The 19,433-nt window shown below is 67.9% G+C and carries 20 protein-coding genes; 14 read left to right on the top strand and 6 right to left on the bottom strand.

The window, feature by feature from the left end:
- Positions 1–159: 159 nt before the first annotated feature.
- Positions 160–2,850: an aconitate hydratase AcnA gene (gene acnA / locus AC1DQJ_RS17510; RefSeq protein WP_477605614.1), complete on the top strand. Its 2,691-nt coding sequence runs from the start codon at positions 160–162 to the stop codon at positions 2,848–2,850.
- Between the two features lie 157 nt (positions 2,851–3,007).
- A complete protein-coding gene (locus tag AC1DQJ_RS17505) occupies positions 3,008–3,700 on the top strand; it encodes a DUF1223 domain-containing protein (protein ID WP_477605612.1) in 693 nt (230 codons plus the stop codon).
- A 3-nt stretch (positions 3,701–3,703) separates the two neighbouring features.
- On the opposite strand, the gene AC1DQJ_RS17500 is transcribed toward AC1DQJ_RS17505, so the two are convergent.
- The gene (locus tag AC1DQJ_RS17500) at positions 3,704–4,441 is read right to left on the bottom strand and encodes a hypothetical protein (RefSeq protein ID WP_477605610.1); all 738 of its coding nucleotides are present in this window, start codon (positions 4,439–4,441) and stop codon (positions 3,704–3,706) included.
- Between the two features lie 391 nt (positions 4,442–4,832).
- Between AC1DQJ_RS17500 and AC1DQJ_RS17495 the strand changes: the two genes are divergently transcribed.
- A complete protein-coding gene (locus tag AC1DQJ_RS17495) occupies positions 4,833–5,168 on the top strand; it encodes a DUF2794 domain-containing protein (RefSeq protein ID WP_477605608.1) in 336 nt (111 codons plus the stop codon).
- Between the two features lie 70 nt (positions 5,169–5,238).
- On the opposite strand, the gene AC1DQJ_RS17490 is transcribed toward AC1DQJ_RS17495, so the two are convergent.
- Positions 5,239–5,988: a Bax inhibitor-1/YccA family protein gene (locus tag AC1DQJ_RS17490; protein WP_477605606.1), complete on the bottom strand. Its 750-nt coding sequence runs from the start codon at positions 5,986–5,988 to the stop codon at positions 5,239–5,241.
- Between the two features lie 128 nt (positions 5,989–6,116).
- Between AC1DQJ_RS17490 and thpR the strand changes: the two genes are divergently transcribed.
- Positions 6,117–6,653: an RNA 2',3'-cyclic phosphodiesterase gene (thpR, locus tag AC1DQJ_RS17485; protein WP_477605604.1), complete on the top strand. Its 537-nt coding sequence runs from the start codon at positions 6,117–6,119 to the stop codon at positions 6,651–6,653.
- Positions 6,654–6,778: 125 nt separating this feature from the next.
- Here thpR and AC1DQJ_RS17480 read toward each other — a convergent pair whose 3' ends face one another.
- Positions 6,779–7,162: a DUF2237 family protein gene (locus AC1DQJ_RS17480; protein WP_477605602.1), complete on the bottom strand. Its 384-nt coding sequence runs from the start codon at positions 7,160–7,162 to the stop codon at positions 6,779–6,781.
- A gap of 59 nt (positions 7,163–7,221) precedes the next feature.
- On the opposite strand from AC1DQJ_RS17480, the gene AC1DQJ_RS17475 reads away from it, so the two are divergent.
- A complete protein-coding gene (locus AC1DQJ_RS17475; protein ID WP_477605600.1) occupies positions 7,222–8,073 on the top strand; it encodes an HpcH/HpaI aldolase/citrate lyase family protein in 852 nt (283 codons plus the stop codon).
- Positions 8,074–8,081: 8 nt separating this feature from the next.
- Entirely contained in the window at positions 8,082–8,789 is a 708-nt protein-coding gene (locus tag AC1DQJ_RS17470) for a hypothetical protein (protein WP_477605598.1), read from the top strand.
- Here AC1DQJ_RS17470 and AC1DQJ_RS17465 read toward each other — a convergent pair.
- The gene (locus AC1DQJ_RS17465) at positions 8,786–9,193 is read right to left on the bottom strand and encodes an HIT domain-containing protein (RefSeq protein ID WP_477605596.1); all 408 of its coding nucleotides are present in this window, start codon (positions 9,191–9,193) and stop codon (positions 8,786–8,788) included. The genes AC1DQJ_RS17470 and AC1DQJ_RS17465 overlap by 4 nt on opposite strands.
- Before the next feature lie 110 nt (positions 9,194–9,303).
- Between AC1DQJ_RS17465 and AC1DQJ_RS17460 the strand changes: the two genes are divergently transcribed.
- Positions 9,304–10,290, top strand: coding sequence for a malate dehydrogenase (locus AC1DQJ_RS17460; RefSeq protein WP_477605595.1), 987 nt, complete (start codon positions 9,304–9,306; stop codon positions 10,288–10,290).
- 78 nt (positions 10,291–10,368) lie between these two features.
- On the opposite strand, the gene AC1DQJ_RS17455 is transcribed toward AC1DQJ_RS17460, so the two are convergent.
- Positions 10,369–11,067, bottom strand: a complete 699-nt coding sequence (locus AC1DQJ_RS17455) for a lysozyme inhibitor LprI family protein (protein ID WP_477605593.1) — start codon at positions 11,065–11,067, stop codon at positions 10,369–10,371.
- A gap of 78 nt (positions 11,068–11,145) precedes the next feature.
- On the opposite strand from AC1DQJ_RS17455, the gene AC1DQJ_RS17450 reads away from it, so the two are divergent.
- Both AC1DQJ_RS17450 and AC1DQJ_RS17445 read left to right on the top strand, forming a co-directional pair.
- Positions 11,146–11,682: a GNAT family N-acetyltransferase gene (locus AC1DQJ_RS17450; protein ID WP_477605591.1), complete on the top strand. Its 537-nt coding sequence runs from the start codon at positions 11,146–11,148 to the stop codon at positions 11,680–11,682.
- Positions 11,683–11,750: 68 nt separating this feature from the next.
- Positions 11,751–12,383 (top strand): DUF2306 domain-containing protein, encoded by a 633-nt coding sequence (locus AC1DQJ_RS17445; protein ID WP_477605589.1) that lies wholly within the window; start codon positions 11,751–11,753, stop codon positions 12,381–12,383.
- Here the strand turns inward: AC1DQJ_RS17445 and AC1DQJ_RS17440 are convergent.
- Positions 12,347–13,135, bottom strand: a complete 789-nt coding sequence (locus AC1DQJ_RS17440; RefSeq protein WP_477605587.1) for a LytTR family DNA-binding domain-containing protein — start codon at positions 13,133–13,135, stop codon at positions 12,347–12,349. The genes AC1DQJ_RS17445 and AC1DQJ_RS17440 overlap by 37 nt on opposite strands.
- A 75-nt stretch (positions 13,136–13,210) precedes the next feature.
- On the opposite strand from AC1DQJ_RS17440, the gene AC1DQJ_RS17435 reads away from it, so the two are divergent.
- The 5 genes from AC1DQJ_RS17435 to AC1DQJ_RS17415 all read left to right on the top strand — a co-directional run.
- Positions 13,211–13,759 (top strand): DUF2306 domain-containing protein, encoded by a 549-nt coding sequence (locus AC1DQJ_RS17435; protein WP_477605585.1) that lies wholly within the window; start codon positions 13,211–13,213, stop codon positions 13,757–13,759.
- Positions 13,760–13,930: 171 nt separating this feature from the next.
- Complete coding sequence (gene sucC, locus AC1DQJ_RS17430) at positions 13,931–15,130, top strand: ADP-forming succinate--CoA ligase subunit beta (protein ID WP_477605583.1); 1,200 nt, start codon at positions 13,931–13,933, stop codon at positions 15,128–15,130.
- Complete coding sequence (gene sucD, locus AC1DQJ_RS17425; RefSeq protein ID WP_477605582.1) at positions 15,130–16,008, top strand: succinate--CoA ligase subunit alpha; 879 nt, start codon at positions 15,130–15,132, stop codon at positions 16,006–16,008. Before sucC ends, sucD begins: the two co-directional genes overlap by 1 nt.
- Before the next feature lie 112 nt (positions 16,009–16,120).
- Complete coding sequence (locus AC1DQJ_RS17420; protein ID WP_477605580.1) at positions 16,121–19,075, top strand: 2-oxoglutarate dehydrogenase E1 component; 2,955 nt, start codon at positions 16,121–16,123, stop codon at positions 19,073–19,075.
- A gap of 56 nt (positions 19,076–19,131) precedes the next feature.
- On the top strand, positions 19,132–19,433 hold a 302-nt coding region (locus tag AC1DQJ_RS17415), incomplete at its 3' end, for a biotin/lipoyl-containing protein (protein WP_477605578.1).

The raw sequence follows: 19,433 nt of genomic DNA, 5'->3' as shown, positions 1-19,433 counted from the left end.
GCATGGACGGTTAGGGAAGTACGGTCTATGACGCCCGCGGCCGTCGCCACCTTGGGGGGCGTACGCGGCGCTGGGACGAACGCTGTGTGTCCGCCCCGAAAAGCGCGCGATCCCCGATGTGGTCCAAGAGCGGCCGAGAACAGAGGAAGGATCCCTGATATGGCGTCTAACGACAGCCTGAAGACCCGCCGCGAACTGGTCGTCGGCGACAAGACCTACGTCTACTACAGCCTTCGCGCGGCAGAGGAAGCCGGTCTTTCGAACGTGGCGCGTCTGCCCGTCTCGATGAAGGTGCTGCTTGAGAACCTGCTGCGCAACGAAGATGGTTCGACCGTGGGTCCCGACGACCTGAAGGCGCTGGCCGCCTGGCTCGACAACAAGGGCGCCGTCGAACACGAAATCAGCTTCCGTCCGGCCCGCGTGCTGATGCAGGACTTCACCGGCGTTCCGGCCGTGGTCGACCTGGCCGCCATGCGCGACGCCATGACCGCCCTCGGCGCCAACCCCGAGAAGATCAACCCGCTGAACCCCGTCGACCTGGTCATCGACCACTCGGTGATGGTGGACTACTTCGGCACCGCCAAGGCCTTCGGCGAGAACGTCGAGCGCGAGTACGAGCGCAACATCGAGCGCTACCGCTTCCTGCGCTGGGGCTCCTCGGCCTTCAACAACTTCCGCGTCGTGCCCCCCGGCACCGGCATCTGCCACCAGGTGAACCTTGAGTACCTGGCCCAGACCGTGTGGCTGAATGAAGAAGGCGGCGAGAGCGTCGCCTATCCGGACACCGTGGTCGGCACCGACAGCCACACCACCATGATCAACGGCCTGGCCGTGCTGGGCTGGGGCGTTGGCGGCATCGAGGCCGAAGCGGCCATGCTGGGCCAGCCGATCCCGATGCTGATCCCGGAAGTCATTGGCTTCAAGCTGACCGGCGCGCTGCCGGACGGCGCCACCGCCACCGACCTGGTGCTGACCGTCACCCAGATGCTCCGCAAGAAGGGCGTGGTCGGCAAGTTCGTCGAGTTCTTCGGCCCGGGCCTCGCCGGCCTGACCTTGGAAGACCAGGCGACCATCGCCAACATGGCTCCGGAATACGGCGCCACCTGCGGCTTCTTCCCGGTCACCCGCGCGACCATCGACTATCTGCGCGCCACCGGCCGTGACCCGCACCGCGCCGATCTGGTCGAGGCCTACGCCAAGGCCCAGGGCATGTGGGTCGAAGCCGGCGATCCGGACCCGGTGTTCACCGACGCCCTCGAACTCGACCTCGGCGCCGTGCTGCCCTCGCTGGCCGGCCCCAAGCGCCCGCAGGACCGCGTGCTGCTGTCGGACGCCGCCTCGGAATTCAAGTCCGCCCTGGCCAAGGACTTCGGCAAGTCGGGCGAAGAGCCCCGCGTGCCGGTGGCCGGTGAGAAGTTCGACGTCGGCAACGGCGACGTGGTGATCGCCGCCATCACCTCCTGCACCAACACCTCCAACCCCTCGGTGCTGATCGCCGCCGGCCTGGTCGCCAAGAAGGCGGTCGAGAAGGGCCTGAAGGTCAAGCCGTGGGTGAAGACCTCGCTGGCCCCCGGCTCGCAGGTGGTCACCGACTACCTGAAGGCCGCCGGCCTGACCAAGTCGCTGGACGCCCTCGGCTTCAACCTGGTCGGCTACGGCTGCACCACCTGCATCGGCAACTCCGGCCCGCTGCCGGAAGCCATCGCCGAGGCGGTCAACGCCAATGACCTGGTCGCCTGCTCGGTGCTCTCGGGCAACCGCAACTTCGAAGGCCGCGTGAACCAGGACGTCCGCGCCAACTACCTGGCCTCGCCGCCGCTGGTGGTCGCCTACGCCCTGGCCGGCTCGATGAACATCGACCTGGCCACCGAGTCGCTCGGCGAAGGCAAGGACGGCAACCCGGTGTTCCTGAAGGACATCTGGCCGACCTCGGAAGAGATCGCGACGCTGCAGCGCAAGCACGTCACCCAGAAGATGTTCGCCACCCGCTACGCCGACGTCTTCAAGGGCGACAAGAACTGGCAGGGGATCAAGGTCTCCGGCGGCCAGACCTACGCCTGGGACATGGGTTCGACCTACGTGCAGAACCCGCCGTACTTCCAGAACATGAAGATGGAGCCGGAGCCGGTCACCGACATCGTCGAAGCCCGCATCCTCGGCGTGTTCGGCGACTCGATCACCACCGACCACATCAGCCCGGCCGGTTCGATCAAGGCGACCTCGCCGGCCGGCGTCTACCTGCGTGAACGCCAAGTGCCCGCCACGGAGTTCAACTCCTACGGCGCGCGCCGCGGCAACCACGAGATCATGATGCGCGGCACCTTCGCCAACATCCGGATCCGCAACAAGATCACCCCGGAAATCGAAGGCGGCGTGACCAAGCACTTCCCGTCGGGCGACGTCATGTCGATCTACGACGCGGCCATGCGCTACCAGGGCGAAGGCCGCCCGGCGGTGGTGTTCGCCGGCAAGGAATACGGCACCGGTTCGTCGCGTGACTGGGCCGCCAAGGGCACCAAGCTGCTGGGCGTCCGTGCGGTCATCGCCGAAAGCTTCGAGCGCATCCACCGCTCGAACCTGGTCGGCATGGGCGTGCTGCCGCTGCAGTTTACCCAGGACGGCTGGCAGAAGCTGAACCTGACCGGCGAGGAAATCGTCACCATCCGCGGCCTGACGGAGCTCGCGCCCCGCAAGCAGCTGACGGTCGAGATGTACCGCCCGTCGGACGGCCGCATCGCCCGCTTCCCGGTCCGCTGCCGCATCGACACCCCGACCGAGCTTGAATACTTCAAGAACGGCGGCGTGCTGAACTACGTGCTGCGCAACCTGGCCGCCGGCTCGGCGGCCTAAGGGTCATGGCTCGCCTCTCGCCCATCGAGAGGTAGGTCACGAGTTGAAGGGGGCCTGCCGCTGTGCAGGCCCCCTCTTTCGTTTTCAGCGACGGTCGAAAGCTGGTCACGCCTTGTTGAAATCCAAAGCACAGGGAAGTCCGCTTAATTGCGCCACGATGCCCAAGGCCGCGCTTCTCAGCCTCATTCTCTGCGCCATGCCCGCCGCCGTGCTCGCCAAGCCGCCGGTGGTGGTGGAGCTGTTCACGGCGCAAGGTTGCGCGTCCTGCGGTGAGGCCAACGCCTTCCTGGGCAAGCTGGCCCAGCGCGAGGGCGTGCTCGCCCTGACCTTCCCGGTCGACTACTGGGACTATCTCGGCTGGCCCGACACCTTCGCCAAGCCGGAGTTCGCCGCCCGCCAGAAGGCCTATGTCGCGCGGCTGGACCTGCGCGAGCCCTATACGCCCCAGGTGGTGGTGGACGGCCGCGTCCAGGCCGGCGGCCTGCAGACCGAGAAGGTCGAGCGGTTGGTCGGCCAGGCCGCCAAGGCCCCACAGGATCCGCCGGACATGGCCTTTCTCGCCCCACGGCGGGTCGATGTCGGTTCGGGCCGCGTCCCGCGCGGCGGCGCCGAGGTCTGGATGGTCCGCTACGACCCGCGCGAACACGACGTGGTGGTCAAGAAGGGCGACAACCGCGGCCAGACCGTGAAGCACCGCAATGTCGTGCGGGAGATCAAGCGCCTGGGCGCCTGGCGCGGCCGCCCCACCGCGTTCCGCATGCCGGAGCCGAGCGAGGAAGGGCTGGTGACCGCCGTCCTCGTCCAGGCCAAGGACGGCGGCAAGATCCTCGGCGCGCTGGTGCGGGAGTAGGCGCTACTTGTAGGCCATCAGGCCCTTGAATGCCCGCGAGCCCTCGATCGGCCGCATCTCTTCGATCGTCTCGAGCATGGCGATAGAGAATTCGCAGTAGGCGGTCTGCTGGAGAGGCGTCACCGCCTTTTTCGGATCTCCGTCGATCCCACGCATCGCCGCGCGCAGCTGGTCGCCCGGCATCGCGTCGTAGGCCTCGAACGCGATCTTCTCCAGCAGCGCATCCGTCATCGCGGCCGTTGGGGCCTCGGGTGCGAGCGCCGTCTGTTCAAGCAACCTGGCCGAAATCGCCTGCTCTTTGGCGACCAGTTCCGCCGGCAGCTGCGTCGCCAGCGGCTTGGCCGGCTTGGCGAGGCCGAGCAGCGAGAGGCACAGCTGCGGATCGATCGCCCCGGCCGCCTTGCCCTGCTCGATCACTAGCCGCAGCATGGCCTGGCTGTTCTCGATATTGGCCTTCGGCAGCTGTTCGCCGACCAGGCCGACGTAGATCGGGTTGAGTTCGGCGGTGACGTCCTGCAGCCGCCGGCCATTGTTCACCCCTTCGACCATCATGGTCAGCATCTTGTCGTAGGTGGCGGCGTAGTGCTCGGCCAGCACCTTGAAGAGCGGCATGGTCTGCAATTCCGCCCCGGCGGATTCCCTGGTCAGCATGGCCGCCTGGCTGGGCTGGGCGGCGAACAGGGACGCCGCGGCGATGGCGGCGAGAAGCGGCCGTAGCCGCGCGACGTGATGAATTGGCATGGACTCCCCCTCTGCGTGCAGTGTCAGCCGAATGGCGCGATCGCACAAGCCAGGGTCGTGTCGCCCAGGGGCGGACACAACGAAGCCCGCGCGGAGCGGGGGGAGGTCCGCGCGGGCTCGCATTGGGGGCTCTGTGAAGAGGCGCCGGTTGACCGAAGCCCACGATCCAGGGGGGCTGGGGGGGCTGTTCAGGATCCGGGACCAGCAGGTTCCGACCAACCGACAATGTGACTATCAAGGGCGGATCAGGCGCCCGAACGACCGAAATAAGGTCTTTCCGTGGCGCAAGGTTACGGTTGATTTAGAATCCAGACCGCCCGTGTCGCGGCTGCAACGTCGTTCTCCAACTGAGGATTTGTCGGCGAACAGGAATTGAGGCACGTTCGCCTCGATGGCGCTCGATCCGCAACAGCAGCCTGTCCGCAGCTCCCCGGTCTTCTTCGAGCGCCGGGAGCTCAACCGCCTTCTTGCCCTATATGGCCGAATGGTCGCCGCCGGCGAGTGGCGCGACTACGGCATCGGCTCGCTCAGCGACGCCTGCGTCTTCTCGGTGTTCCGCCGCGCCTCCGAGGCGCCGCTCTATCGCATCGAGAAACGTCCGGCCCTGGCCCGCCGCCAGGGCGCCTGGGCGGTGCTCGGCCAGGGCGGCATGATCCTGCGCCGCGGTCACGAGCTGGACCAGGTGCTGCGGTTCTTCGAGAAGGGCCGCTTCAAGGTCGTCGAGTAGGGCGCTCCCCAAACAAAAGCCCCGGCGGTTTCCCGCCGGGGCTTCGAACTCTCGTTCCTGGATCTGGGATCTAGCGGCGGTCGCCGAAGATGCTGAGCAGGAATTGGAACAGGTTGATGAAGTTTAGGTACAGGCTCAGCGCGCCGTAGTTGGTGGCCACGCTGATGGCCGTCTGGTCGCCGCCCATCTCGTAGTAGCTCATCTTCAGGCGCTGGGTGTCGTAGGCGATCAGGCCCGCGAAGATCAGCACGCCCAGCACGCTGATGATGAAGCTCATCATCGAGTTGGCCAGGAAGATGTTCACGACGCTGGCGATGATCAGGCCGAACAGGCCGATGATCAGGAAGCTGCCGAACCCGGTGAGGTCCTTCTTGGTCGTGTAGCCGAACAGCGACAGGCCGCCGAAGGCCGCCGCGGTGATCAGGAAGGTCGAGAAGATCGACGCGCCCGTATAGACGAAGGTCAGCACGCCCAGACCCGCGCCGATGAGGCCGACGATGGTCCAGTAGTAGATGCCCGACGAACGCGGGGTGACGTTCTTCATGGCGAAGGCGCCGAAGAGGATCACGGCCAGCGGCGCGAAGGCCACGATCATGCCGAGCAGGGTGTAGCCGACCTTGCCCGTGGGCGAGACATTGAACATCAGGTCGCGAACCGGCGGGAACGATCCGGTCAGGAACGCCAAGCCGGCGGAGAGCAGAAGTCCCAGCGCCACCTTGTTGTAGACGCCGAGCATGAAGCTGCGCAGACCCGCGTCCACCGACATGTCGGCGCGATCTGCGGGGACCGTGCGCGCGTAGCCGCGGTTGAAGTCGCTCATCAGAGACAAGGCCCTTTAATTCGACGCCCCTAGCGGGCGCGTCTGCGAATATCGTGTTCCGGTCGGGTCCGTGCAAGGCTTGAGCGATTACGATTGCGTCAGCAGAGCTTCAACTTAGGTAGGTCTCCATGATCCGCCTCTTCGCCGCCATCGCCATTCCCGAGGACATCGCCGCAGAACTGGCGCCGCGCCAGGACCATCTGCCGGGCGCGCGTTGGCGGCCGGCCGAGGCGTTTCACATCACCTTGCGGTTCATCGGCGACGTCGCCGAGAACGTGGCCGCGGATGTCGACGCCGAGCTCACCACCGTGGCTGGCGGGCCGATGGAGCTGTCCCTGCAAGGCGTCGGCGACTTCGGCGAGGGCGCCGACATCCACGCGGTCTGGGCCGGGGTGAACGAGAGCGAACCCCTGCGCCGCCTGGCCCGCGCCTGCGAGGTGGCGGTCCGCCGCGCCGGGCTGAAGCCCGACACCCGCAGCTACAAGCCGCATGTGACCCTGGCCTATCTGCGCCGCCCCAATCCGGCCGAGGTCGCGGTCTGGATCCAGTCGAACAACCTGCTGCACACCGAACCCTTCCGGGTCACCAGCTTCGGGCTCTATTCCAGCTGGCAGTCGGACCAGGGCTCCTGGTACCGCCTGGAGCGCGAATACCCGCTGTTCTGAGGCCTCCCCCGCTGGGGGAGCTGTCGGCCGCATGGCCGACTGAGGGGGATTGCTGAGTCAACAGGCCCCTTCCGTCTCGATGCTGTGCATCGATCCACCTCCCCCAATGGGGGAGGAATTGGCGGCTAGGCCTCGACCGCGTGGTCCTTGAGCACGCCGAGCGTGACGATCGCCAGGGTTTCCTCGTGGGTCGCCTCCAGCACCACCTGCGGTGCGGCGCCGGCGTCCAGCGCCTCCTTCCAGCGGGGCGCGCACAGGCACCAGCGGTCGCCGGGCTTGAGGCCCGCGAAGCCGTACTCCGGCATCGGCGTCGACAGGTCGTTGCCCACCAGGCGCGAGTAGGTCAGGAAGTCCTTGGTCATCACCGCGCAGACCGTGTGCAGGCCCAGATCGTGCGGCCCGGTCTCGCAGCAACCGTTGCGGAAGAAGCCGGTGACCGGGTCCAGCGAGCAGGGGACGAGCTCGCCCCCCAACACGTTCCTGGCGCCGGCGTCATATCGGGTGGTCATGACGCCATCCTAACCACTATGACTGGGCCTCCGCCATCCTCTCTGGAGCCTCGAGAGCCTTGATCGACGCCCGGCCGCGCCGCAGCGCCCTCTACATGCCCGCCGCCAACGCCCGCGCCATCGAAAAGGCCCGCGACCTGCCGTGCGACGTGGTGATCCTCGATCTGGAGGACGCCGTCGCCCCGGACGCCAAGGAGCTGGCCCGCGCTCAGGCCGCTCAGGCGGTGAAGGCGGGCGGCTTTGGCCGGCGCGAGGTGGTGGTCCGCATCAACGGCCTCGACACGCCCTGGGGCCTCGAGGACCTGGCCGCCGCCCTGGAGGCGCGGCCCGACGCCCTGCTGGTTCCCAAGGTCTCCTCGGCCCACGACGTCGCGGCCTATGGCGCGGCCCAGGCCGCCGGCGTGCCGCTGTGGGCGATGATCGAGACCTGCGCGGCGCTGTTCGCGCTCGACCAGATCGCCGGGGCCGGAGCGGGCCTCTCGGCCCTGGTGGTCGGGACCAATGACCTGGCCAAGGAGATGGGCTGCCGGCTGACGACGGCGCGCGCGGCGCTGACCGGCCCGCTGTCGCTGATCGTCGCGGCCGGCCGGGCCCACGGGCTCACGGTGCTCGACGGCGTGTTCAACGGCATCGACGACGAGGCGGGCCTGATTTCCCAGTGCGACCAGGGGGTGGAGTTCGGCTTCGACGGCAAGACCCTGATCCATCCGCGCCAGATCGACCCGGCCAACGCCGCCTTCAGCCCTTCGGCGGAAGAGCTTGCCTGGTCGCAAGCCATCGTCGCGGCCTTCAAGTCGCCGGAAAACGCCGCCAAGGGCGTCATTCGGGTAGAAGGCCGGATGGTCGAGCGGCTGCACCTGGCGCAAGCTGAGCGGCAGATCGCCATTGCGCAGGCCATCGCCGCGGCATGAGGAGCGTCTTGAAGTCCCTACCGACGATCGTGATGGCGGCCCTGCTCGTGGCGGGTCCGGCCGCAGCCCAGGAGGCGGTGGACCCGATCGGCTCGCTGCTCGACCAGGCCGACGAGGAGACCGCCGAAGGCCAGGGCGAGAGCCCCGCGGGCCAGGCCCCGGCCGCGCCGCCGCCGGTCCAGGCCCTGCCGTCTTCGACGCCGCCCACTGCGCCAGCGTATCCCTATACCCCCGCGCCCTACAGCCCCCCGCCGCCGCTGTCCTACGCGCCGCCGGCCCGTCCGATCCTGACCGAGCCGGTCAATATCGACGAGCACGACAAGACCCCCGAAGCGCCGCTCAACTACGTCGAGCAGGGGTATGAGAACCGCCTGCGCTCTTCCTTCGCCTCCGCTCAGGGGATGCAGGGGCCGATGGACGGCGCCTGGGTGCTGCGCGCCGGCTCGGGCCAGACGCTGTATACGCTGCTGCTGGTCGACAAGGGCCTGGGGATGCTCGAGGGCGCCTGGCGCGATCCGCGCCGCAAGGGCGCCGTGGATGCGTCCGGCTTCCTGAGCAACATCCAGCGGACCGGCTCCGAAATCAGCGCCAGCTTCTATCCGCGCCCCGGGGCCGGGGCGACGGTGATCACCCTGACGCCCGGCGTCGGCGGCGCCTGGAGCGGCGAACTGTCCGAGGCCGGCGGCCGCACCGCCATCACCCTGCGGCGGAACTAGAGGCCCAGCGCCGCCCGCGCCGCGCTCAGCACCGCTTCGAGCGCGGCCGCGTCATAGGGCTGGGCCGGGCTGTGGCCCCAGACCGGCCCCGGCCAGGCCGGGTCGCCGATCCGCCGCCCGACCACATGCACGTGCAACTGCGGCGTCACATTGCCCAGCGCCCCGACGTTCAGCTTGTCGACCTGCACGCCCAGCGCGCGCACCGCCCGGCCGGCGGCAAGGATCTCGTCGGTCAGGACGCCGAGCTGTTCGCGCGGCAGGTCCTCCAGCTCCCGGGCGTCGGCGACCCGCGGGATCAGCACGATCCAGGGGTAGCGCGCGTCGTCCTGCAGCCGCGCGTGACTAAGGCCAAGTTCGCCAAGCGCGTGAGAGGTGGTCAGGAAGGCGGGATCGATTTCGAGCATCGTCCCTGCTGGTAGCCTCGCACGGCGCGCATGTCACTTGCCCTTGCCGCAGGGGCTTTGCGGGTCTAGACCGCGCGCGGATTTCGCACTGCAAACAACGGGACAGTTCCATGACCACGAAGAAGCCGATCCGCGTCGCTGTCACCGGCGCCGCCGGCAATATCGGTTACGCCCTCCTCTTCCGCATCGCCTCGGGCGAGATGCTGGGCAAGGACCAGCCGGTCATCCTGCAACTGCTCGAAATCCCGACCGAAGGCGCCCAGAAGGCCCTGAAGGGCGTGGCCATGGAGCTGGAAGACTGCGCCTTCCCGCTGCTGGCCGACATGGTGCTGACCGACGACGCCAACGTCGCCTTCAAGGACGCCAACTGGAACCTGCTGGTCGGCTCCAAGCCGCGCGGTCCGGGCATGGAGCGCGCCGACCTGTTGAAGGACAACGGCAAGATCTTCATCGCCCAGGGCAAGGCCATCGACGCCGTCGCCGCTGACGACGCCCGCGTCGCCGTGGTCGGCAACCCCTGCAACACCAACGTCATGATCGCCGCCAGCCAGGCCAAGCGCCTGACGAAGGATCGCTTCACCGCCATGGTGCGCCTGGACGAGAACCGCGGCCGCGCCCAACTGGCCAAGAAGGCCGGCGTGTCGATCAACGAGGTCTCGGATCTGTTCATCTACGGCAACCACTCGCCGACCATGTTCGCCGACTTCACCCACGCCAAGATTGGCGGCAAGCCGGCCGCCGAGGTGATCGGCGACGAAGCCTGGCTGAAGAACGACTACCTGCCGGCGGTCGGCAAGCGCGGCGCGGCGATCATCGAGGCCCGCGGCCTGTCGTCGGCCGCTTCGGCCGCCAACGCCCTGATCGACCATGTCCGCGACCTGACCACCCCGGGCGCGATCCACTCGGTCGCCATCAGCAGCGAAGGCCGCTACGGCTTCGCCGAAGGCGTCTGGGCCGGCATGCCGGTGAAGACCACAGCCACCGGTTACGACGTCGTCACCTCCTATGAGATGGACGAGTTCGCCAAGTCCAAGATCGCCCTGACCAACGACGAGCTGGTCGGCGAGCGCGAGACCGTCAAGGACATGCTGGGCTAAGCCGCCCCGCAAACGTCGAGATCAAGGCCGGCCCGCATCGCGGCGCCGGCCTTTTTCATGCGCGCGGATCGGCCCCGACTAGCGGCCCTCGTCCGCCCGGGCGTTCAACTCGTCGATGCGTTGGTCGTAGAGCCGGCCCAGCGCCCGGGGCGAGCGCAGCGCCGCGTCCTCGCGGCTGGCCAGCCAGTCCTCCTGCTCGGCCTGCAGCGCCTCGGACGGAACCCCAGCCCGCAGCGCCCGGTCGTAGGCCCGCGACAGCTGCCGGTCGGCCGCGGCGAGCACCGCGTCGGCGCAGACCAGCTCCTCGGCCAGCGAACCGGCGTCGCGGCAATCGAAGTGCGGCCGGCGGGTGGCCAGCGGCGGCTCGGGGGCCGGACGGGCGATCGGGGCCATCGGCGCGTGCTGGGGAACGGCCGCCACCGGGGCGAATGGCGCATCCGGCGGAATCGGCGGCTCGGGGGCCTCGGCCACGCCGGGCGGATCGAAGGCCAGATCGGGATCCATGGTCTCCAGCGGCGGGCGTGGCGGCAGGGGCGCCTCCGGCGCCGGCTCACTCATGACGATGTCCATCTGCGGACGCTCGGTCTGCGCGCGCGGCTGCATGGCTGGTGCGACGATGTCCGTGATCAGCTCTGGCCGCGCAGCCAGGCCCAGGCCGAGGCCGAGCACGCAGGCCCCGGCCACGCCAGCCAGCAGCGCCTTACCGCCCAGCCGGCGCGGTGGCCGGTGGTCGTTGCGAGGTTCCAGAGTCAGGGGTCGTTCGCCGTTCCTGTTCATGCAGCAGAGGTTAGCCGCAGGGGCTGAACAGCGCCTGAACTACTGGCCTCAAACGGCGAATACGACGATCCTAAAGCCATGCTTGGACCGACTCTCGAAACCGCCCGCCTGATCCTGCGCCCCACCACGGCCGAAGACTTCGAACCCTGGGCCGACTTCGCCGCCGACGAGGAGGCCGCCCGCTTCCTGGGCGGGCCGCAGCCGCGCGAGGTCGCCTGGCGGACGATGTGCACCATGGCCGGCGCCTGGATCGTGCGCGGCTTCGGGATGTTCTCGGTGATCGACAAGGAGACCGGCCGCTGGGCCGGCCGGCTGGGTCCCTGGCAGCCCGAGGGCTGGCCCGGCACCGAGGTCGGCTGGGGCGTCGCGCGAGAGTTCTGGGGCAAGGGCTATGCGACCGAGGGCGCCACTGCCGCCATCGACTGGGCGTTCGACCATCTGGGCTGGACCGAGGTCATCCACTGCATCGACCCGGGCAACGTCAATTCCCAGGGCGTGGCCCGCCGGCTCGGCTCGACCATCCTGCGTCATGCCGCCATGCCGCCGCCGATCAATGACACGCTCGACATCTGGGGTCAGAGCCGCGAGCAGTGGACTAAGCGCCGATCCCGCTAAAATTCGTGCGCGACTTTTGGGTGAACTTCGGTTTTTATGCTCCGAACTAGCCATTCGGGGGGAATAATATGGCTGATGCGTCGCGTCCTGCCCGGACCAAGACGGGCGTAGGGCTCTGGGTCGTATTGGTGTTGTCGGTCCTCGTCGGGCTCGCCTCCTACCGCTACCTGATCCCGAACGCTCCCGGCCTGGCCCCGCCGATCGTGGCCAATCGCTTCACGCCCCTGGGTCTCCTGACCTTGCACGCAGGCTTTGCGGCGACGGCTCTGCTGCTTGGGCCGTTCCAGTTCATTCCTGGGCTTCGCGGGGCTCGTCCGCGCCTGCATCGCGGGATGGGCGTGACCTATGCGGTCTGCTGCCTGGCCGCGGGGCTGGCCGGTCTGGTCCTGGCCTTCGGCGCCCGTACCGGTCCGATCAGCACTGCAGGCTTCGGGCTGCTGGGCTTGGCCTGGATCTTCACGACGACCCAGGCATGGCGCGCCGCCAAGGCCCGCCGCTTTGTCGATCACGAGCGGTGGATGATCCGCAGCTTCGCCCTCACCCTGGCGGCAGTTACCTTGCGGCTCTATCTGCCGTTCGCGTTCTTCTCGCCCTGGGGCTACGACGCCACCTACCGCGCGATCTCGTTCCTCTGCTGGGTCCCGAACCTGCTGGCGGCGGAGGCCTATATCCAGTTCCGTTCGCGCAGCAGCTTGGCGTAGGTCCGGCTGACCGGAACCTCGCTGCCGTCCTTCAGGGTCAAGGTCGCGCGGCCGTCGCCGCGACGGGCGTCGGCGACCGCATCGCGCGCCACCCACCAGGACCGATGCACCTGAGCGCCTTCGATTCCCTCCAGTTCGGCCACCGCGTCGGCCAGCCGCATCAGGATCAGGTCCTGGCCCTTGGAGGTGTGCAGCCGCAGGTAATGGTCCTCGGACTCCACCGCCCAGACCTCGGCGCCGCGCAGCTTCAGCGGCAGCCTATCGAGGAACTTCGGCGCCGCGGGCGAGGCGGCGGCCACCATCTGGGGCGCGGCCCGCCTGACGATAGCCAGCGACAGCAGGGTCAGCGCCACGGACGTCACCAGCGAGGTGACCAGGAAGCCGGGTAGGGCGCTCAACGGCAACCGATGGGCCGAGGCGATCTGCACGCCATAGAAGACGATCAGCGTCATCGGCGCGGTCATGATCATGCCGCTGACCACGCCGGTCAGCCAGCGACGCCCGGCCAGACCCGGGATGCGGGTGGCCAGCCGATAGGTTCCGACGCCTAGGCCGGCGCCGGCCCAGGACATCAGGATCATGAAGATCATGCGCGGCGCCATCGGCAGGCGGTCGGTGCCGAACGCGCCGATGAACGCCAGGAACGCCCCGATCGCGGAGGCGATCCCCAGGCTGCGGGCGACGCGCGCCAGGGCCGCAGTTCGCGAAGCGTGAACGGCGCCGGGCTGCGCCTCGCGAAGCGGAGCCGTCATTCTGCGCATCCGGTTTTGCGCATCGATCCGCCCATCTCCAGACCTGCCGCCAGTTGTTGCTTCCGGAGATAAAGGATGTCGCTCGCTTCGCAAACGCCGCCCGCCCGCCGCGGCCGGATTCCCCCGCGCCTGCTGCTCCCGATCCTCGCCGTGCCGGCGATCGTGGCGATCTCGCTGGCCCCAGTCGGACAGTCCGTCGTGCGGACCGCCATGCAGGCGCAGCCGCATGCGCCGGACCTCGACTTGTTCGCGAGCCTTTCCCCGGTCATCAAGGTTCACCTGCTGGCAGCCCTGGCGGCGCTGCTGCTGGGGGCGGTGCTGATGCTGGTCCGCAAGGGCCGGACGTTACACCGCACGGCGGGTTGGCTGTGGGTGGCGCTGGTGGCGGTGACGGCGGGCTCGACCCTGTTCATCACCTCGCTGAACCACGGGCGGTGGTCGCTGCTGCATCTCTTCACCGGCTGGACCCTGATCGCCCTGCCGATCGCCGTCATCGCGGCGCGCCGACACAATGTGCTCAGGCACCGCCGCACCATGATGGGTCTGTTTTACGGGGGATTTGCTGTCAATTTGCTCATCGCATTCATCCCTGGACGAACACTTTGGCAGATGTTCCTTGGGTGACGCTGCGGCGCCCGCCAGCACACACCGTGCTCGTAAGACAAGCGGGCGTGTGCATACCGATATTACAATGTTTTCTTGGCGTGGCGCGGTTGCCACATAGCGTCGCGGCGCCTATAACCCCGCCGGTCCGCCGAGCCCGGCGGGTTTCCCGATCACGCGTTCCGCGGCCTCATGAACATCCACGAGCATCAAGCCAAGTCCGTCCTCTCCGAGTTCGGCGTGGCGGTCCCGCGCGGCTATGCCGCCTTCTCTCCCGACGAAGCGGTCAAGGCCGCCAAGAACCTCGGTGGTTCGGTGTACGTCGTGAAATCCCAGATCCACGCCGGCGGGCGCGGCAAGGGCCGCTTCGAGGGCCTCGGCCCCGACTCCAAGGGCGGCGTCCGGGTCGTCAAGTCGGTCGATGAGGTCAAGGCCAACGCTGAGGAGATGCTCGGCCGCGTGCTGGTGACCCACCAGACCGGGCCCAAGGGCAAGCAGGTGAACCGCCTCTACATCGAGGAAGGCGCCGACATCGCCAAGGAATTCTACCTGTCGCTGCTGGTCGACCGCGAAACGAGCTGCGTCTCGGTCGTGGCCTCCACCGAGGGCGGCATGGACATCGAGGAGGTCGCCCACTCGACCCCCGAGAAGATCATCACCTTCTCCATCGATCCGGCCAGCGGCGTCTTCCCGCACCACGGCCGCCGGCTCGCCAAGGCCCTCGGCCTCACGGGAGGCCTGGCCAAGGAAGCCGCGGCCCTGCTCGGCCAGCTCTACACGGCGTTCCTCGCCAAAGACATGAGCATGCTGGAGATCAACCCGCTGATCGTCACCGGCGACGATCACCTGCGGGTGCTGGACGCCAAGGTCAGCTTCGACTCCAACGCGCTGTTCCGTCATCCGGACATCGTCGCCCTGCGCGACGAGAGCGAAGAGGACCCGAAGGAAATCGAGGCCTCGAAGTTCGACCTCAGCTACATCGCCCTCGACGGCGAGATCGGCTGCATGGTCAACGGCGCCGGCCTGGCCATGGCCACCATGGACATCATCAAGCTGTACGGCGCCGAGCCGGCCAACTTCCTCGACGTCGGCGGCGGCGCGGATGAGCCCAAGGTCACCGCGGCCTTCAAGATCATCATGGCCGACCCGAACGTGAAGGGCATCTTGGTCAATATCTTCGGCGGCATCGCCCGCTGCGACATCCTCGCCAACGGCGTGGTCAACGCCGTGAAGCAGGTCGGTCTGAGCGTCCCGCTGGTGGTGCGCCTCGAAGGCACCAACGCCGAGCTCGGCAAGAAGATCATCAACGAAAGCGGCCTGAACGTGATCGCTGCGAACGACCTTTCGGATGGCGCCGAAAAGATTGTGAAAGCCGTGCGGGAGGCCAACTGATGTCGATCCTCATCGGTAAAGACACCCGCGTCATCTGCCAGGGCATCACCGGCTCGCAAGGCACCTTCCACACCGAACAAGCCATCGCCTACGGCACCAAGATGGTCGGCGGCGTGACCCCGGGCAAAGGCGGCCAGACCCACGTCGGCCTCCCGGTGTTCGACACGGTCGACGAGGCGGTCAAGCAGACCGGCGCCGACGCCAGCGTGATCTACGTTCCGCCGCCCTTCGCGGCCGATTCGATCCTGGAAGCCATCGACGCTCAGGTTCCGCTGATCATCTGCATCACCGAGGGCATCCCGGTGACCGACATGATCAAGGTGAAGAAGGCCCTGGCCGGCTCGAAGTCGCGCCTGATCGGTCCGAACTGCCCTGGCGTCCTGACGCCGGAAGCCTGCAAGATCGGCATCATGCCGGGCAACATCTTCAAGAAGGGCTCGGTCGGCGTCGTGTCGCGTTCGGGCACCCTGACCTACGAAGCGGTGTTCCAGACCACCAACGTCGGCCTCGGCCAATCGACGGCGGTCGGCATCGGCGGCGACCCGGTCAAGGGCACCGAGTTCATCGACATGCTCGACCTGTTCCTGAAGGACCCCGAGACCGAGTCGATCATCATGATCGGCGAAATCGGCGGTTCGGCTGAAGAAGATGCGGCGGAGTTCATCAAGAATTCAGCCATCAAGAAGCCTATGGTCGGCTTCATCGCTGGTCGTACGGCGCCTCCGGGCCGTCGCATGGGCCACGCGGGCGCCATCATCTCCGGCGGTAAGGGCGGGGCTGAGGACAAGATCGCTGCGATGGAGGCTGCGGGCATCCGCGTCTCCCCCTCGCCGGCGAAACTGGGCGAAACCCTTCTTCAGGTGCTGAAAGGCGCCTGACCGCGAGCCGGGCGCTGGAAGGCGCCCGGCGACAACCTAAGTAGTATGGGCGGTCCGCGCTCGGCTCCTTCATTCTGAAGTCCGCGCCCGGTCGCACCGGGAAACGGACGAGATGGCGGACGACGGCAGTCTGATCAACGAGGTGCTCGCGGAGACCTCCTTCCTTTACGGCGGCAACGCAGCCTTCGTTGAAGACCTCTACGCCAGGTGGGCGGCGAATCCGGCTTCGGTCGACGCCTCCTGGCAGGCCTTCTTCACATCGCTGAACGATCGCGCCGAAGAGGTGAAGGCCGCCGCGGGCAAGCGCTCCTGGACCAAGCCGGGCGCTCCGGCCGCCCGTCCCGACTGGCTCTCGGCCATCGACGGGCTCTGGCCCGCGGTCGAGGCCAAGGTCGGCGCCAAGGTCGCCGAGCGCGCCGCGCCCAGCGCCTCCCCGGAAGCGGTCCGCGCCGCCACCCTCGACTCGCTTCGCGCGATCATGATGATCCGGGCCTACCGGATGCGCGGCCACCTGCGCGCCAACCTCGACCCGCTGGGCATCACGGTTCCGGACGGCGACGCCTCCGAACTCGACCCGGCGACCTACGGCTTCACCGACGCCGACTTCGACCGTCCGATCTTCCTCGACTACGTGCTGGGCCTGGAAACCGGGACCATCCGCGAGATCCTGTCGATCCTGAAGCGCACCTACTGCGCCGACATCGGCGTCCAGTACATGCACATCTCCGACCCGGCCCAGAAGGCCTGGCTGCAGGAGCGCATCGAGGGGCGCGACAAGGAGATCAACTTCACCAAGGAAGGCAAGATCGCCATCCTGAAGAAGCTGATCGAGGCCGAAGGCTTCGAGCGCTTCCTGCACAAGCGCTATCCGGGCACCAAGCGCTTCGGCCTGGACGGCGGCGAGGCCATGGTCCCGGCGCTGGAGCAGATCATCAAGCGCGGCGGCGCGCTTGGCGTGCGCGACATCGTCCTCGGCATGCCGCACCGCGGCCGCCTCAACGTGCTGGCCGCCGTGATGGCCAAGCCGTACCACGTGATCTTCCACGAGTTCCAAGGCGGCTCGTCGGTCCCGTCCGACATCGAGGGCTCGGGCGACGTGAAGTACCATATGGGCGCTTCGTCGGACCGCGCGTTCGACGGCAACAACGTCCACCTGTCGCTGACCGCCAACCCCTCGCACCTGGAGATCGTCAATCCGGTCGTCCTGGGCAAGGCGCGCGCCAAGCAGGCCTTCACCCTGCGTGAAGCGCCGGACTCGGGCCGCAACCACGTGCTGCCGCTGCTGATGCACGGCGACGCCGCCTTCGCCGGCCAGGGCGTGGTGGCCGAGTGCTTCGCCATCTCCGGCACCAAGGGCTACCGCACCGGCGGGGCCATCCACTTCATCGTCAACAACCAGATCGGGTTCACGACGGCCCCCCAGTACAGCCGCTCCTCGCCCTATCCGTCGGACGTGGCGCTGATGGTCGAGGCGCCGATCTTCCACGTGAACGGCGACGACCCCGAAGCCGTGACCTTCGTCGCCAAGGTGGCAACCGAATTCCGCCAGCAGTTCGGCAAGGACGTGGTCATCGACATGTTCTGCTACCGGCGCTTTGGTCACAACGAGGGCGACGACCCGACGATGACCTCGCCGTTGATGTACGCCAAGATCAAGGACCACCCGCCGACCCGCGAACTCTATGGCCGCAAGCTGGTCGCCGAAGGCGTGGCCACCGAGGCTGAAGTCGCCGGCTGGGTGAAGGAATTCGAGGACTTCCTCGATAGGGAGTTCGACGCCGGCAAGACCTACAAGGCCAACAAGGCCGACTGGCTCGACGGCGCCTGGGCGGGCCTGGCTCTGCCCGACAGCGACGACCGCCGCGGCGAGACCGGCGTGCCGATGCAAAAGCTGGTCGACCTTGGCCAGAAGATCACCGCCATCCCCGAGCGCCTGGACGTCCACAAGACCGTCCGCCGCGTGATCGAGAACCGCCGCGCGGCCATCGAGGCCGGAGCGGGCCTCGACTGGGCGACCGGCGAGCACCTGGCCTTCGCCAGCCTGCTCGACGAGGGCTTCCCCGTCCGCCTGGCCGGCCAGGACAGCGTCCGCGGCACCTTCGTGCAGCGCCACTGCGACCTGATCGATCAGTCGACCGAGGAGCACTACACCCCGCTCTCGCACCTGCGCCCGGGCCAGGCTCACTTCGAGGTCATCGACTCGGCGCTCTCGGAAGAGGCGGTGCTGGGCTTCGAGTACGGCTTCTCGCTGGCCGACCCGAAGACGCTCACCCTCTGGGAAGCCCAGTTCGGCGACTTCGCCAACGGCGCCCAGGTGGTCATCGACCAGTTCATCTCCTCAGGCGAACGCAAGTGGCTGCGGATGAGCGGCCTGGTGCTGCTGCTGCCGCACGGCTACGAGGGCCAGGGTCCCGAGCACTCCTCGGCCCGTCTCGAGCGCTTCCTGCAGCTCTGCGCCGAGGACAACCTACAGGTCGTCAACTGCACGACCCCGGCCAACTACTTCCACGCCCTGCGCCGTCAGCAACGCCGCGAGTTCCGCAAGCCGCTGATCGTCATGACGCCGAAGTCGCTGCTGCGCCACAAGAAGGCCACCTCGACCCTCGCCGACATGGCCGACGGCTCGTCCTTCCACCGCGTGCTGCACGATGACGCCGAGCGCGGCGTCAACACCGCCGTCAAGCTGGTGGAGCCGGAGAAGATCCGCCGTGTCGTGCTGTGCTCGGGCAAGGTCTATTACGACCTGCTGGACGCGCGTGAGGAAAAGGGCGTCGACGACGTCTATATTATGCGCCTCGAGCAGTTCTATCCGTGGCCGGTGAAGTCGCTGTCGACCGAACTGTCGCGGTTCCCGAACGCCGAACTGGTCTGGTGCCAGGAAGAGCCGAAGAACATGGGCGGCTGGACGTTCGTCGATCCGTGGCTGGAGCTCACCCTCGAACGTCTGAAGGTCAAGGCCAAGCGCGCCCGTTATGTGGGCCGTCCCGCCTCGGCTTCGACCGCCGCGGGCCTGATGAGCCGGCATATGCGTGAACTTCAGAACTTCCTCGCCGAAGCCTTCGCCTAGCCGACGCGAAACCCGACTAAACAAGAAAAAAGCGAAAAGAGAGACAGGACCCCCCTATGGCCGACATCATGACACCCGCCCTTGGCGAGTCCGTCACCGAGGCGACGGTGGCGCGCTGGACGAAGAAGGCCGGCGAAGCGGTCCGCAAGGATGAGATCCTCGTCGAACTCGAAACCGACAAGGTGAGCCTGGAAGTCGCCGCCCCGGCGGACGGCGTCCTGGAATTCATCGCCGCCGAAGAGGGCGCCACCGTCGAGCCGGGCGCCGTGCTCGGCCGACTGGCGGAAGGCGCCACGGCCTCGGCCCCGGCCGCCGCGCCGGCCGCGAAGGCTGAAGCGCCCAAGCCCGCGCCAGCGCC

The organism is Phenylobacterium sp. P4_E10, assembly GCF_056401675.1.
The sequence above is the reverse complement of the archived record's forward strand: the minus strand, read 5'-3'. Positions and strand labels throughout refer to the sequence as shown.

Coding starts and splice junctions, on each gene's coding strand:
- acnA (WP_477605614.1), top strand. CDS start 160: ATGGCGTCTAACGACAGCCTGAAGACCCGCCGCGAACTGGTCGTCGGC.
- AC1DQJ_RS17505 (WP_477605612.1), top strand. CDS start 3,008: ATGCCCAAGGCCGCGCTTCTCAGCCTCATTCTCTGCGCCATGCCCGCC.
- AC1DQJ_RS17500 (WP_477605610.1), bottom strand. CDS start 4,441: ATGCCAATTCATCACGTCGCGCGGCTACGGCCGCTTCTCGCCGCCATC.
- AC1DQJ_RS17495 (WP_477605608.1), top strand. CDS start 4,833: ATGGCGCTCGATCCGCAACAGCAGCCTGTCCGCAGCTCCCCGGTCTTC.
- AC1DQJ_RS17490 (WP_477605606.1), bottom strand. CDS start 5,988: ATGAGCGACTTCAACCGCGGCTACGCGCGCACGGTCCCCGCAGATCGC.
- thpR (WP_477605604.1), top strand. CDS start 6,117: ATGATCCGCCTCTTCGCCGCCATCGCCATTCCCGAGGACATCGCCGCA.
- AC1DQJ_RS17480 (WP_477605602.1), bottom strand. CDS start 7,162: ATGACCACCCGATATGACGCCGGCGCCAGGAACGTGTTGGGGGGCGAG.
- AC1DQJ_RS17465 (WP_477605596.1), bottom strand. CDS start 9,193: ATGCTCGAAATCGATCCCGCCTTCCTGACCACCTCTCACGCGCTTGGC.
- AC1DQJ_RS17460 (WP_477605595.1), top strand. CDS start 9,304: ATGACCACGAAGAAGCCGATCCGCGTCGCTGTCACCGGCGCCGCCGGC.
- AC1DQJ_RS17455 (WP_477605593.1), bottom strand. CDS start 11,067: ATGAACAGGAACGGCGAACGACCCCTGACTCTGGAACCTCGCAACGAC.
- AC1DQJ_RS17450 (WP_477605591.1), top strand. CDS start 11,146: ATGCTTGGACCGACTCTCGAAACCGCCCGCCTGATCCTGCGCCCCACC.
- AC1DQJ_RS17445 (WP_477605589.1), top strand. CDS start 11,751: ATGGCTGATGCGTCGCGTCCTGCCCGGACCAAGACGGGCGTAGGGCTC.
- AC1DQJ_RS17440 (WP_477605587.1), bottom strand. CDS start 13,135: ATGACGGCTCCGCTTCGCGAGGCGCAGCCCGGCGCCGTTCACGCTTCG.
- AC1DQJ_RS17435 (WP_477605585.1), top strand. CDS start 13,211: ATGTCGCTCGCTTCGCAAACGCCGCCCGCCCGCCGCGGCCGGATTCCC.
- sucC (WP_477605583.1), top strand. CDS start 13,931: ATGAACATCCACGAGCATCAAGCCAAGTCCGTCCTCTCCGAGTTCGGC.
- sucD (WP_477605582.1), top strand. CDS start 15,130: ATGTCGATCCTCATCGGTAAAGACACCCGCGTCATCTGCCAGGGCATC.
- AC1DQJ_RS17420 (WP_477605580.1), top strand. CDS start 16,121: ATGGCGGACGACGGCAGTCTGATCAACGAGGTGCTCGCGGAGACCTCC.